This is a genomic window from Streptomyces sp. NPDC048650, assembly GCF_043199095.1.
In the GTDB taxonomy this organism is placed as follows: domain Bacteria; phylum Actinomycetota; class Actinomycetes; order Streptomycetales; family Streptomycetaceae; genus Streptomyces.
Genome location: NZ_JBICVM010000006.1, coordinates 199,326 through 213,619, shown reverse-complemented (window position 1 = coordinate 213,619; position 14,294 = coordinate 199,326). Strand labels below are relative to the sequence as shown.

Below are 14,294 nucleotides of genomic sequence, written 5' to 3'. Positions count from 1 at the left end.
CACACCCCACGCGCGCATGCACGCCGTGGTGTGTCCAGATGATGGCACAGCTCTGCGGGCTGTCACCAATCGACCCCTACGGTACTAGGCGCTCGGGCCCCCCGGCAAAGACGTTCCTGCGGCGCAACGTCGGGGGCTGCGACGCGTTAGCAGTGTCGGGGCCGCATCGATCCGTATGTCGTGCGCCCCCGGCGTGTACGTACCGCGTACCGCCCCGCACTCGCCTCACTGGAGACCGTGATGCCGCACCGCCGGACGTCGTCCCTCCTCGCCGCGGCCGCGACCGCCGTCGCGTCCCTCGCCGCCGTGGTGTCCGCCCTCGGCGCCGCACCCGGCGCCGCAGCGGCCGCCCCCATCCCGATCCCGCTCCCCGGCCACGGGTTCGACATCCTCGGCACCACCCCGGCCGACAGCCACCCGCACACCTTCCCCGCGCACCACTCGGACCGGCTGACCGTGACCGTCTCGCACTCCGGCTCCCCCAAGAGCGACGGGACCTTCCAGCTCCGCTGCCACCCGACGGGCGGCAACCACCACGACGCCAAGAAGGCGTGCGCCAAGCTCGACGAGCGGACGCGGTGGGGCCGGGACCCCTTCGCGCCGGTTCCGCAGGGAGCGAAATGCACGATGATCTACGGCGGCCCGGTCACCGCGCATATCACCGGGACCTGGGCCGGACGCCCGGTCGACGCCCAATTCCGGCGCTCCAACGGGTGTGAGATCGAACGCTGGCGGCGCTTCGAACCGCTGCTCCCGCGCAGCACTTCGTGACCCGGTTCATGACGGAGTAGCGCCCCAGGTCAGGACGAGGGGCACATGTCGGGCGTGCGGCGAGTCGCACCGGGCCGTGGCAATACCTCCGCGTGATGCGCCTCCGCTTCGCGGGTAAGTGCCCGTAGACTCCACCCCAGCGACCCGCCACGGTGGGTCGGCAAGGTGCGGTAACAGGGAGGAAGCGTCTCGTGAGCAGCAGGCCATCCCGAGGCGCTGCTCGCCTCGCAGCCATACTCGATGCCCTTCCCGACGCGCTGCTGCTCGTCAACTGCAACGGCACCGTCGTCAACGCCAACACCATCGCGCTGGAGACCTTCGAGGCGCCGGGCACGGCCCTGGTCGGGCGTGGCCTGCTGGATCTGCTGCCGTCCTTCGACTCCAAGCGGATTCCGGGCTCGATGCGGCGCCACGACGAGCGGACCGAGGGTCCGCGGACGAAACCGACGCGGATGGTCGCCCGGCGCACGGACGGGACCGAGCTGCTGGTGGAGGTGACCAGCGCCAATCTGGAGGACGGGCGCACCCCGTACGAGTCCGCCTTCGAGGCCGCCTACGCCGATCACCGCAACGGCTACACGGGCGACGAGCTGCTGATGCTCGTCGTCCGCGACCTGACCGGGACGCTGGACACCGAGACCGAGCTGGCCCGTCAGCAGCGGCAGACCGAGATGATTCTGCGGGCCGCGGCCGAGGGCGTGGTCGGCGTCGATGCCGACGGCAAGGTCGTTCTGGTCAACCCGTCGGCCGCGCAGATCCTCGGCTACCGGGCGAGCGAGCTCGGCGGCAAGGAGCTGCACCCGCTGATCCACCACTCGCGGGCGGACGGTTCGGCGCTGCCGTGGGAGGACACCCCACTGGCCGACACCCTCAAGTCCGGGCGCAAGCACCGGGTGCGGGGGCAGGCCCTGTGGTCGAAGGACGGGCGTGCGGTGTCCGTCGACCTGACGACGGCGCCGGTGCGCGACGGGGACCAGCTGGTCGGGGCGGTGATGACGTTCACCGACCGCCGCCCGTACGACGCACTGGCGGCCCGGCACACCCAGCTGCTCGCGGTCCTCGACCAGGCGCTGCGCGGGCCGCTGGAGGAGCTGAACGGCGAGCTCAGCACCCTCGCGGCCGACCCGGCCGGCCAGCTGTGGCCGGAGGCGAACCAGATCCTGCACCATCTGGCGGCGGGGCACGCCCGGATGACGACCCTGGTGGACAACGTCCTCAGCTATCAGCGGCTGGACTCCGGGGCGGAGCAGCTCAAGCGCACCAAGGTCTCGATGGACACGGTGGTCGCGGCGGGTGTGGAGGGCGCGGTCGAGCTGATCGGGCCGGGCCGGGCGCAGTTCGCGGTGCACGCGCCCCCGATAGAGGCCATGGTCGACGCGGACCGGGTGGCGCAGGCGCTGTCGCATCTGATCGCGGATGTCGCGGGCGTGGACTCCACCGGAAGGATGCCGGCGGGCACGGCTGGTACGGACGCGGGCCCCGGTGGCCGTACGGGGCCGATCCCCGGCGACTCGACGATCGTGGTGGCGGCCGCCAAGCGCGGCGATGTCGTACGGATCGAGGTGCGCGGCCCGTTCGGCGGCGGCGACCCGGTCCATGAGCCCCTGGTGCGCGGCATCGTGCGGCAGCACGGCGGGCTGCTGCAGACACACGAGGTACCGGGCGGCGCGGGCGCGGGCGGCAGCGCGTACGTCCTGGAGCTGCCGGTGGCGACGGACGGTCCGGTGCCGGCCGCCACCGACAAAGGAGCAGAGGCCACCGGCAACGAAACGACGGTGATGCCGGTGCCGGCCGCGCGGGCGCGCGGCACGCAGCCTGCCGGTGACGGCGGCGGGAGTCACGCCGCCGAGGGCTCCGGCACCGAGGGCGGTGCGGGGCTGCCGGCGCAGGACGGCGGCGCGCAGCCGACCGGGCGGCGCCGGGCGCGGCACTCGGGGACGGAGCAGGGCGCCGAGGTCGCCGAGCAGGCTGCCGCCGACGCGGGCTCCGGCGTGGCCGAGGACGGTACGGGTCTGCCGCCGGGCATCGCGGGGGCGCACCCGGTGCCGCCGAGCGGGCGTCGCCGGGCGCGTCAGGGCGCATCGGAGGACGGTGCGCCGGCCCTCCCGGCGGGTCCGGGCCGGGCGAGCGACGCGGGCGGGTCGAACGGCGGCGGCACGCCGGGCGACGTGGTGCCGGGCGACGGCCCGGACGGCGGCGGCGCGGGCACCGCGCGCGAAACGAACGGGGCACGGGGCGCGGCCGGCGACGGCGGCGCGCCCGGTCCGCAGGCGCCGCGCCCGGTGCCGGCGCAGGGGCGGGCTCCCGGCCAGGTGCAGCGGCAGCCGCAGATCCCCGGCCAGATGCAGGGGCAGATGCAGGGGCAGCCGCAGGGACTTTCGCCGGTGCAGCCGGGTGGCCGGCGGGCGCGCCGGGCGCTGGCGGAGGCGCCGGAGCGGGCCGCGCAGGGTGAGCGGGCCCAGTCGCCCGTACCCCCGGGCGGTCAGCCGACCGGCGCTGAGGGCTTGTCGCCCGTGGGCGCGCGGGCGGCGTTCGCACTGCCGCCGGCCGCGGCCGACCGGACCCCGCCGTCGTCGCTGCCCGCGCTCCCGGCCGCCGGGCAGGTGCCCGCGCAGGCCGGGCCGCAGGACGGCGTCGGCACCGGGCGGCGCCGGGCCCGCCGGCCGGTCGGTGAGGGCACGGCCGAGATGCCCGGCGACCGGCCGGGGTTCGAGCTGGAAGCGGCCCCGGACCCCGGTGCCGGTCAGGACGAGTGGGAGGGCGAGCCCACCGGGCGGCGCCGGGCCCGCCGGGCCGCGGCCGAGGAGCGGGCGGCGGCCGCGATGGCCGATTCCGAGGCGTCCGGCACGTTCGTGGCGGGCCCGGAGGGCCTGGTGGCGCAGCCCACCGAGCCTGCGGACGAGACCGGCACGGCGACGGGTACGGCCCCCGGCGTCGCCCCGGTGCCGGACCCGACCCCGGAGAGCGCCGCCCCCGTGGCTCCCACCGGCCGTCGGCGCGGGCGCCCCAGCCCCGCCGAAGAGGTCCCGGGTCGGGCCGCGGCCCAGGCTCCCGTACCCCCGCAGGGCCAGGCGCCCGCGCCCGCCGCCCGGCAGCCGCTGCCGGAGACCGACGAGGACGGGCCCGCGGCCGAGCACTCCCACGGGCGGGCCTTCAGCGTGCGCACCCTGGGGCAGGGTGTGCCGTTCGCCCAGCAGATCGCGGACCAGCAGCGGCCGGCGCCGCCCGGCAGCACGTCGCCCGGCAGCACGCCTGCCGGTGGTACACCGCCCGGGGGCACGTCCGCCGGTTCGGGTCGCCGCCGCAAGCTCGCCGCGCCCCAGGAGCGGCCCGCCCAGGACGACGAGCGTGCCGCGGCCGGCGGCGCCCGCCCGGGGGCCATGCCGTCCCCGCAGGCCGGGCCCGCGCCGCAGCCGGTCGCCCCGGCCGCGCCGCAGCAGCAGCCGCGCCTGATGGACGCCGGCGAGGGCCGTGCCTTCGCGATCTCGGCGCCCGACGAGGGCAGCGAGGGGCCCGAGCCGCTGGACGGCCCGAACGGCGCCATAGAGGTGATGGACCGTCAACCGATGCCGATGGACGACGAGTTGCCGCCGGAGCCGCTGGACAATCCGCGTCGGCTGCTGGTCTGGCCCGCACCGGACGTCTCCACCCAGCAGGCACTGAGCGACCGCGGCTACCGGCCGGTGATCGTCAACTCCCGCGAGGAGGTGGACGCGCAGATCGCCGCGTACCCCGCGGCGCTCTTCGTCGACCCGCTGACCGGGCCGATCACCCGCACCGCGCTGCAGTCGCTGCGCCAGGCGGCGGGGGCGGCCGAGGTCCCCGTGCTGGTGACCGCCGGTCTGGGACAGGCCACCAGGGAGGCCGCGTACGGCGCCGATCCGGCCGTGCTCCTCAAGGCGCTCGCGCCGCACGACAGCGAACACCACCCGCCCCGGGTGCTGCTGATCGAGCAGAACGACGCCATCGCGGGGGCCCTGACGGCCTCGCTGGAGCGGCGCGGGATGCAGGTCGCGCGGGCCGACGCGGACACCGACGCGGTGACCCTGGCCACGCAGATGCGGCCGAATCTCGTCGTGATGGACCTGATGCAGGTGCGCCGCCGGCGGGCCGGAATCGTCGACTGGCTGCGCGCCAACGGGCTGCTGGACCACACCCCGCTGGTCGTCTACACCTCCGCCGACATGGATCCGGCCCAGCTGCCGCGGCTCGCCGCCGGGGAGACGGTGCTGTTCCTGGCCGAACGCTCCACCAGCGCCGAGGTGCAGGCCCGGATCGTCGACCTGCTGGCCAAGATCGGTACGAACTGACGCGGACCGGCCTGCCGCCGGCGTGAGGGTGTGCCCCGGGGCATGGGGCACACCCTCGTGCCGTCACCCCAGCAGCGTCACGTCCAGCTCGCCCGCCGCATACTGGCGCCGCAGCACCTTCTTGTCGAACTTCCCCACGCTCGTCTTCGGCACCGAGGGGATCACGGCCCACCGCTCCGGCAGCTGCCAGCGTGCGATCCGCTCGCCGAGGAATGCCTTGAGCTCCTGGTACGTGACCGCCGAACCCTCCGTCACCACCACGGTTGCCAGCGGCCGTTCACCCCACCTCTCGTCCGGGACGGCGACCACCGCGGCCTCCGCGACCCCCGGGTGGGCCATCAGGTGGTTCTCCAACTCGACGGACGAAATCCACTCGCCGCCGGACTTGATGACGTCCTTGGCGCGGTCGGTCAGGGTCAGATAGCCGTTGGGGCTGATGGTGCCGACGTCTCCGGTGCGCAGCCAGCCGTCGGCGCTGAACTTGTCGTCGGGGCGCAGCGGTTCGCCGTCCGTGCCGCCGAAGTAGGCGCCCGCGATCCAGGGCCCGCGGACCTCCAGCTCGCCCGCGGACTCGCCGTCCCAGGGGAGCCGCTCGCCGCCGGGGCCGATCAGCCGGGCCTCCACGGAGGCGGGGAAGCGGCCCTGGGTGGCGCGGTAGGCCCACTCCTCCTCGCCGCTCACCCCGACCGGGGGGTGTCCCACGGTGCCCAGCGGGGAGGTCTCGGTCATGCCCCAGGCGTGCACGACGCGGACCCCGTGGCGCTCCTGGAAGCCGCGCATCAGGACGGGCGGGCAGGCGGAGCCGCCGATGATGACCGTCTGCAGACAGCTGACGTCGTGTGTGCCGGCGTCCAGTTCGTCGAGCAGGCCCTGCCAGATGGTGGGCACCGCTGCGCCGATGGTGGGCCGCAGGGCCGCGATCATCTCGGCGAGCGGCGCCGGCTGCAGGAAGCGGTCCGGCATCAGCACGGACGCGCCGGCCATGAACGCGGCGTGCGGCAGGCCCCAGGCGTTGACGTGGAACATCGGCACGACCGGCAGCGCGAGGTCGCGGGGGCTGAGCGCGAACGACTCGGCGTTGTTGACCTGGAGCGAGTGCAGATAGAGCGAACGGTGGCTGTAGAGCACGCCCTTGGGGTCCCCGGTGGTCCCGGAGGTGTAGCAGAGGGCGGCGGCCTCCCGTTCGTCGATGTCCGGCCAGTCGTAGGTCTCCGGGCGGCCGGCGAGCAGCTCCTCGTACTCGTGCACCCGGACGGTGGCGCCGGCGAGGACGGAGCGGTCGCCGGGGCCTGCAACGACGATGTGCTCCACCGCGGGCAGCTGCGGCAGCAGGGGGGCGAGCAGCGGCAGCAGGGAGCCGTTGACGAAGACGACGCGGTCCCGGGCGTGGTTGACGATCCACGTCAGCTGCTCGGCGGGCAGCCGGAGGTTGAGGGTGTGCAGCACCGCCCCCATGGACGGGATGGCGAGGTATGCCTCGAGGTGCTCCGCGTTGTTCCACATCAACGTGCCCAGAACACTTCCCTCGGTCACGCCGAGTTCGTCGCGCAGGGCGCTCGCCAGCTGCGCGGCCCGGCGGCCGACCTCGGCGAACGTGCGGCGGTGCGGATCCGTGCCGGTCCAGGTGATGACCTCGGCCTCACCGTGGACGGTCGACCCGTGGGCCAGGATTCGCGAGACCGTGAGCGATACGTCCTGCATCGTGCTGAGCACCGGGTGCCTCCGCTTGTTACGGGCGGGTAGTGGTGCTGTGATTGTCGACGCATACCGCTCGGTATGTCACGCGGCTGAAGTGTGTTCTTGCCCGCAGCGGACGGATGGCACCGGATGACGCGTACTGCGGGCATCCGCACTCCGGCGCATCCGCCGCGGGGTACGGGCGCCGCCGGCGCTCACGCCCGCCGCTCGTCCGCACCCAGGACCGCCTGCAGGACCAGCACCGACAGGTCGTCCTCCACCGGCCCGGTGCCGAAGTCGTGCGCCGCGCGTCGCACGTGTTCCGCCAGCGCCTTGGCGCCCAGCCCCATGCCGTCCCGGAGGATTTGGGCCAGGCCGTCGTTGTCGTCCAGCTGCCAGTTGCCGCAGCGGCGTTCGGTGACGCCGTCGGTGACGCAGAGCAGGGTTTCCCCGGGCGCCAGGGCGAAGGAGCTGGCCTGGAATTCGGTGCCCTCGTCGATGCCGAGGAGCATCTGGGGGTCGGAGGCCGGCTCCACCCTCCCGTCGCCGAACAGGTGCAGCGGCGGCGGATGGCCGGCGGAGGCGACCGTGCAGTGGGCTCCGGACACGCCGGGTACGACCTCCAGTTCGCCGTAGAGCAGGCTCAGGAAGCGGGAGCTGGCCTGCTCGCCGCTCATCTCCACCGCCTCGGCGCTGTCCTCGGCCATCGCGGTGTTCAGGCGGCCGAGGACGGATTCGACGCCGTGCCCCTCGCGTGCCAGCAGGCGCACCAGGTGGCGGGCCAGACCGGTGACCGACATCGCCTCGGGGTCCTTGCCCTGGACGTCCCCGAGCAGGAAGCACCAGCGGTGCTCACCCATCGGGAAGATGTCGTAGAAGTCGCCGCCGACGGTCTGTCCCTCACCGTGCGGCTCGTACACTATCGCCGTGTCGACGCTTTCGATGCTGGCCAGCGACGCGGGCAGCTGCCGGCGCTGGAGGGCGCGGCTGATGGTGGTCTGCCGGGTGTACTGGCGGGCGGTGAACACGGCCTGGGCCACCCGGCGGGCGACGTCCTCCACCATCCGTACGACGGTGTCGGTCATCTGCAGCTGCCCCGCCCGGCCGAGCAGCAGGACGCCCTGCTCGGTGCCGCGGGCCACCAGGGGGAATGCCAGCGCCGAGCCGCCCGTGTGCTGGGCACCGGCGCTTTCCGGCCAGGGCCACGGGGTGCCCGCGGTGCGGACGTCGGCGGGCGGGGTGTCCCGCTGCAGGTCCGCCCGGAGCGGCGGGATGCGCCGCTCGTCGACGTGCCAGACCCGGGACAGCCGCATCCCGGCGCCCTCGGTGTCCAGCCAGATGGCGCACCAGTCGGCGAGCCGGGGCACGAGCAGCTGGGCCGCGAGGGCGGTGACCATGTCCTGGTCGAGCTGTCCGGCCAGCAGCTCGCTGGTCTCGGCGAGGAAGGATGAGCCGCCGCGGTCGGCCCATTCGGCGGCGTAGGTGTGTCCCGGGCCGCCGGTGCGGGCGGGCGTGCGGAGCTTGGCGGCGGCCGGGCGGGCGGTCGGCGGGGGGCCCAGGGGCTCGGGCTCGCCCTCCTTGGCCACCAGGCGGAACCACACCGTCTTCTCGGACTGCCGGTAGGTCACGCCCCACGACTCGGCCACCGCGCTGACCAGCTGAAGGCCGTAGCCGGGCTCCCCGCCGCGCGCGTCCACACCGCCGTGCACGCCGCGGGAGGGGTGGCGGTCGGCCACCTCCACGACGACGCCCATGATGGCGCGGCCGTCGTCCGGGGCGTCCGCGCCGCCGCCCGCGTCCTCCCCGCCCGGCTCCAGGCGGCAGGTGACGTCGATCTCCGTACCGGCATACATGACGGCGTTGGTGACCAGTTCGCTGACGAGGAGCAGGACGTCGTCGACGAACCGCTCGGTGAGGGCGCCCGCTCCCGGCGCAGGCGGGCGCCGCTCGGCCCGCTCCATGAGCACCGTACGGACGAATTTACGGGCGCTGGCGGGCGCGAGCTGGTTGGCCGGCAGCCCCTTCCGGGACACGGCTTCCGTCGCGGTCACGGACAAAAGCCCCACTGCACCCCCTGGGAGCGCCTGGGAAAATCTCCTTGCGAGCGCTTTATACTATGACATACCTGCCTAAATTGGATCAGTGGGGGATGGTGCGCCATGGCCCATAACCCGGCCCGGCCGGACTCCGCGTCCCCGCCACACCCGGGAAGCACCCCATCCCCTGCCCGCTCCGGCATCGCGCCCGACGGGCAGGAGATGCGTACGGATGCCCTGCAGCAGGTCCGGACCGGAGATCTGCGGCAACTGCTGGCTGCCATGAACGCCCTGTGCGACGGGGATTTCACCGCCCATGTGGAGGGCGCGCAGGACAGCGTGCTGGCCGACATCGCGGGGGTCTTCAACCAGATCGTGGCCCGCAACGCGCACCTGGCCACCGAGCTCCAGCGGGTACGCCGCGAGATCATCCGGCAGGGCAGGCTGGACGAGCGCATCACGGCGAGCCCCGGTCAGGGCGGCTGGACCACCAATGTCGACGCGGCCAATACCGTGCTCGAAGCGCTGGTGGTCCCGGTTTCGAAGGCCACACGGGTACTGGACGCGGTGGCGGACGGCGACCTGACCCAGCACGTCGATCTGCACGACGGCAACCGCCAGCTCCGCGGCGATCTGCGCCGTCTGGGCAGCGGCGTCAACCGCATGGTGGATCAGCTCTCACTGTTCACCGGCGAGGTCACCCGGGTGGCCCGCGAGGTCGGCACCGAGGGGCGGCTGGGCGGCCGGGCCAAGGCCCAGGGCCTCTCCGGCGACTGGCTGCACGTGACCGAGGCGGTCAACACCATGGCGTCGCGGCTGACGGCACAGGTGCGGGACATCGCGGTGGTCACCACGGCGGTGGCGCGCGGCGACCTGACCCAGCAGGTGACCGTCGAGGCCACCGGCGAGCTGCTGGAGCTGAAGCTGACCGTGAACAAGATGGTCGACCAGCTGCGGGCGTTCGCCGACGAGGTCACCCGGGTCGCCCGCGAGGTCGGCACCGAGGGCCAGTTGGGCGGCCGGGCGCAGGTCCGGGGCGTCTCCGGGGTCTGGAAGGACCTCACCGACAACGTCAACTTCATGGCGTCCAACCTGACCTGGCAGGTCCGCAACATCGCCCAGGTGACCACGGCAGTGGCAAACGGCGACCTCAGCCAGAAGATCACGGTGGACGCGCGGGGCGAGATCCTCCAGCTCAAGGACACCGTGAACATCATGGTCGACCAGCTGTCCGCCTTCGCCGACGAGGTCACCCGGGTCGCCCGCGAGGTCGGCACCGAAGGCAGACTGGGTGGCCGCGCCCAGGTCCGGGACGTCTCCGGGGTCTGGAAGGACCTCACCGAGAGCGTCAACTTCATGGCCGACAACCTGACGACCCAGGTCCGCAACATCGCCCTGGTGGCCACCGCCGTCGCGGAGGGCGACCTCGGCAAGACGATCACGGTGGAGGCCAAGGGCGAGATCCTGGAGCTCAAGTCGACGATCAACACCATGGTCGACCAGCTGTCCGCCTTCGCCGACGAGGTCACCCGCGTCGCCCGCGAGGTCGGCACCGAGGGCAACCTCGGCGGTCAGGCGCAGGTCCGCGGCGTCTCCGGGGTCTGGAAGGACCTCACCGACAACGTCAACTCCATGGCCCTCAACCTGACGTCCCAGGTCCGCAACATCGCCCAGGTGACCACGGCGGTGGCCAACGGCGACCTGTCGAAGAAGATCGACGTGGACGCCCGCGGCGAGATCCTGGAACTCAAGGAAACCGTGAACACCATGGTGCAGCAGCTGCGGGCGTTCGCGGACGAGGTGACCCGGGTGGCCCGCGAGGTCGGCACCGAGGGCCGGCTCGGCGGCCGCGCCCAGGTCCACGGCGTCTCCGGGGTCTGGAAGAACCTCACCGACAACGTCAACTCCATGGCCGACAACCTCACCTCCCAGGTCCGCAACATCGCCCAGGTCGCCACCGCCGTCGCCAAGGGCGACCTGTCGAAGAAGATCGACGTGGACGCCCGCGGCGAGATCCTGGAGCTCAAGACCACCATCAACACGATGGTCGACACCCTCTCGTCGTTCTCCTCCGAGGTGACCCGGGTGGCGCGCGAGGTCGGCAGCGAGGGCCAGCTGGGCGGCCAGGCCCGGGTCGAAGGCGTCTACGGCACCTGGAAGAAGCTGACCACCAGCGTCAACGAACTGGCGCTGAACCTGACGACGCAGGTCCGCGCGATCGCCGAGGTCGCCAGCGCGGTCACCCAGGGCGACATGTCCGGTTCCATCTCGGTAGAGGCCCAGGGCGAGGTCGCCGCGCTGAAGAACAACGTCAACCTGATGGTGGCGAACCTGCGGGAGACCACCCGTGCCAAGGACTGGCTGGAGTCCAACCTGACGCGCATCGCGGGCCTGATGCAGGGCCACCGCGACCTGGTCGAGGTCGCCGATCTGATCCTGCGCGAGCTGACACCCCTGGTGAACGCGCAGTTCGGAGCGTTCTTCCTGGCCGAGGCGGGGGCCGAGCCGGGCGAAGGGCTGGAGTTCATCGCCGGTTACGGCACCGGGCAGACCGACGGACAGCGTTCACTGCCCAGCCCCGGTACGACCGGCTGGGGACTGATCACCCAGTCCGCGATGGAGAAGAAGCGCATCCTCGTGGACGCCGTCCCCCCGGACTACCTCACCATCCGCTCCGGGCTCGGGGCCGCGGCGCCCGCCAGCGTCGTCATCCTGCCCGTCCTCTTCGAGGACCAGGTGCTCGGCGTGATCGAGCTGGCGTCGTTCAGCCGGTTCAACGAGGTGCACCTCGCCTTCATCGACCAGTTCGCCAACACCATCGGCGTCTCCATCAACACGATCATCGCCAACTCCCGCACGGAGTCGCTCCTTTCGGAGTCGCAGCGGCTGACCGCCGAGCTGCGCCAGCGGTCCGACGAGCTCCAGCTCACCAACGCCGAGCTGGAGGAGAAGGCGGCCCTGCTCGCCACCTCGTCGCAGTACAAGTCCGAATTCCTGGCCAACATGTCGCACGAGCTGCGCACCCCCCTCAACTCCCTGCTCGTGCTCTCCCGCCTGCTGGCCGACAACCCGGACAGCCGCCTCTCCGCGCAGGAGGTGGAGTTCGCGGTCACCATCCACCGCGCCGGCTCCGACCTCCTCCAGCTCATCAACGACATCCTCGACCTGTCGAAGATCGAGGCCGGCCGGATGGACGTCCACCCCAAGGCCCTCCCGCTCGCCAAGCTCCTGGACTACGTACGGGCCACCTTCCGCCCCCTGACCGTCGACCGCGGGCTGTCCTTCGACGTCTCGGTGGGCGACAACGTCCCGCGCGAGCTGTACTCCGACGAACAGCGCCTTCAGCAGATCCTGCGCAACCTCCTGTCCAACGCGGTGAAGTTCACCTCCACCGGCGGCGTCGAGCTCAGCGTCGAACGCGTACCGTCCGAGGGCTTCACGGAGGACTCCCTGCGCAACGCGGACGCCGTCATCGCGCTCACCGTCAAGGACACCGGCATCGGCATCCCGGCGGAGAAACTCGACGGCATCTTCGAGGCGTTCCAGCAGTCCGACGGCACCACCAACCGCAAGTACGGCGGCACCGGCCTCGGCCTCTCCATCAGCCGCGACATGGCGGCCCTGCTCGGCGGCCGGATCATCGCCGAGAGCGAGCCCGGCATCGGCTCGACCTTCACCCTCTACGTCCCCGCCCGCTACACCGGTCCCTCCCCCCAACCCGACTACCCGACCCGGGCGGCCCTGCCCACCGCACGCGACAACGTGGCGGCCCGCCGTGCGGCGAACGGGGGGCCACCGCAGGAGCGGACCGCCGCCGAGCCCGCCGGCGACACGTACCCCCAGGCCCCGGGAGCCGGTCTCGAGCGATCGCAGACCCCGGGAGCCGGTCTCGAGCGATCGGAGGCCCCGGCCCGCGCGGCGCCACCGGCCGTCCACGGCCACGACGGCTCCGACGTCGCCTGGCCCGAGACCACCCGGCTGCGGGAGTGGCTGAGCGGCCGCCCCGGCCGGGTGCTGGCGAACCGGCGCATCCTCGTCGTCGACGACGACATCCGTAACGTCTTCGCCCTCACCCACGTCCTGGGCCGGGTCGGCATCAGCGTGAAGTACGCGGAGAACGGCCGCGAAGGTCTCGAAGTCCTGGACCGGACGCCCGATGTGGCGCTGATCCTGATGGACATCATGATGCCCGAGATGGACGGCTACGAGATGATCAAGGCGATCCGTCGCGCACCCCGCTTCGCGGACCTGCCGGTCATCGCCCTCACCGCGAAGGCCATGCCGGGCGACCGGGAGAAGGCGATCGAGAGCGGCGCCGACGACTACATTCCCAAGCCGGTCGACGTCGACCGGCTGCTGGCGGTCATCTGCCGCCTGCTGGACCCGCAGGCCACCGTCGTAGGTCCGGAACCGTCCGAGGACGACGAGGCCGCCGCTCCGGCGGCCCCCGGTGACGGCACCCGCGGAACACCGGCGGACAGGAACGGTCCCGACGACATGACGGGGGAGGCCACATGACCCACGCGCCCGACAGCACCGCCAGCATCCTCATCGTGGACGACATGGAGGAGAACCTGGTCGCGCTGGAGGCCGTCCTCGGTTCGCTCAGCCGGCGCGTGGTCCGGGCCCGCTCGGGCGAGGAGGCGCTCAAGGCCATGCTGCGCGAGGAGTTCGCGGTCGTCCTCATCGACGTCATGATGCCGGGCATGAACGGCTTCGAGACCGCCGCCAACATCAAGGGCCTCGACCAGACCAAGGACGTGCCGGTCATCCTGCTGACCGGCGCCGCCGTGGACCCCAACTACGCCTACCGCGGCTACACCGTCGGCGCGGCGGACTTCCTCATCAAACCCTTCGATCCCTGGCTGCTGCGCACCAAGGTCAACGTCTTCCTGGAACTGCACCGCAAGAACGTCCAGCTCGCCGCCCAGGCCGATCAGTTGACGCGACTGCTGACGTCGGACGAGGACGCGCACGGTGCGGGAGAAGCGGAGGGGGCGGGACACGTGGGAGAGGTGGAAGACACGGGAGGCGCAGGCGAACCGGGAGGCGCGGGAGAAGCCGCTCCACCGGCCGCGCCCGCCGCCTCCCCCCAGCCCGCGCAGCCGGTGGAAACCGTCGAACTCCCCGACGGCCCGCCGCCCAGGAACGCCACCGGGCCACCGCCCGGCACGGACGGCCCCCCTCCCCCCGAGCAGGCCCCCGCGGCCACCCCCGCCCGGCCTGCCCAGCCGCCTCTCCCCCCGGGCCAGGACGCCGTCGCCACCACCGCCCCCGGCGAGGCCGCCCGCCTCGCCGAGATCGCCGGCCGGCTCACCCAGATCGAGGTGCTGCTGCGCAACGCCGAGGACTCCGAAGCCGACGGCCTCGCCAACCGCATCGCGGAGCTGGAGCAGGCCGTCGGCCACCTCCTCATGCACCGCGGCAGGTAGGGGCGGGGACACCGGGGCGCCTACCGAGGAACTCTTCGGCGGCTTCGCCGGTCACGGCACCACAGGGC

The 14,294-nt window shown here is 73.0% G+C and carries 6 protein-coding genes; 4 read left to right on the top strand and 2 right to left on the bottom strand.

Annotation, left to right across the window (positions count from 1 at the left end; all coding sequences use genetic code 11):
* The first annotated feature begins 180 nt into the window (after positions 1 to 180).
* On the top strand, positions 181 to 771 hold the full coding sequence (locus ACGFML_RS18870) for an SSI family serine proteinase inhibitor (protein WP_393545025.1): 591 nt from the start codon (positions 181 to 183) through the stop codon (positions 769 to 771).
* 191 nt (positions 772 to 962) lie between these two features.
* Positions 963 to 5,081, top strand: coding sequence for a PAS domain-containing protein (locus ACGFML_RS18865; protein WP_393545023.1), 4,119 nt, complete (start codon positions 963 to 965; stop codon positions 5,079 to 5,081).
* 63 nt (positions 5,082 to 5,144) lie between these two features.
* Here ACGFML_RS18865 and ACGFML_RS18860 read toward each other — a convergent pair whose 3' ends face one another.
* Positions 5,145 to 6,794, bottom strand: coding sequence for a long-chain fatty acid--CoA ligase (locus ACGFML_RS18860; protein WP_393545021.1), 1,650 nt, complete (start codon positions 6,792 to 6,794; stop codon positions 5,145 to 5,147).
* 179 nt (positions 6,795 to 6,973) lie between these two features.
* Positions 6,974 to 8,611, bottom strand: a complete 1,638-nt coding sequence (locus tag ACGFML_RS18855; protein ID WP_393545587.1) for a SpoIIE family protein phosphatase — start codon at positions 8,609 to 8,611, stop codon at positions 6,974 to 6,976.
* 405 nt (positions 8,612 to 9,016) lie between these two features.
* On the opposite strand from ACGFML_RS18855, the gene ACGFML_RS18850 reads away from it, so the two are divergent.
* Both ACGFML_RS18850 and ACGFML_RS18845 read left to right on the top strand, forming a co-directional pair.
* On the top strand, positions 9,017 to 13,312 hold the full coding sequence (locus ACGFML_RS18850) for a HAMP domain-containing protein (RefSeq protein ID WP_393545019.1): 4,296 nt from the start codon (positions 9,017 to 9,019) through the stop codon (positions 13,310 to 13,312).
* On the top strand, positions 13,309 to 14,226 hold the full coding sequence (locus ACGFML_RS18845) for a two-component system response regulator (RefSeq protein WP_393545017.1): 918 nt from the start codon (positions 13,309 to 13,311) through the stop codon (positions 14,224 to 14,226). Before ACGFML_RS18850 ends, ACGFML_RS18845 begins: the two co-directional genes overlap by 4 nt.
* The last annotated feature ends 68 nt before the right edge of the window (positions 14,227 to 14,294 follow it).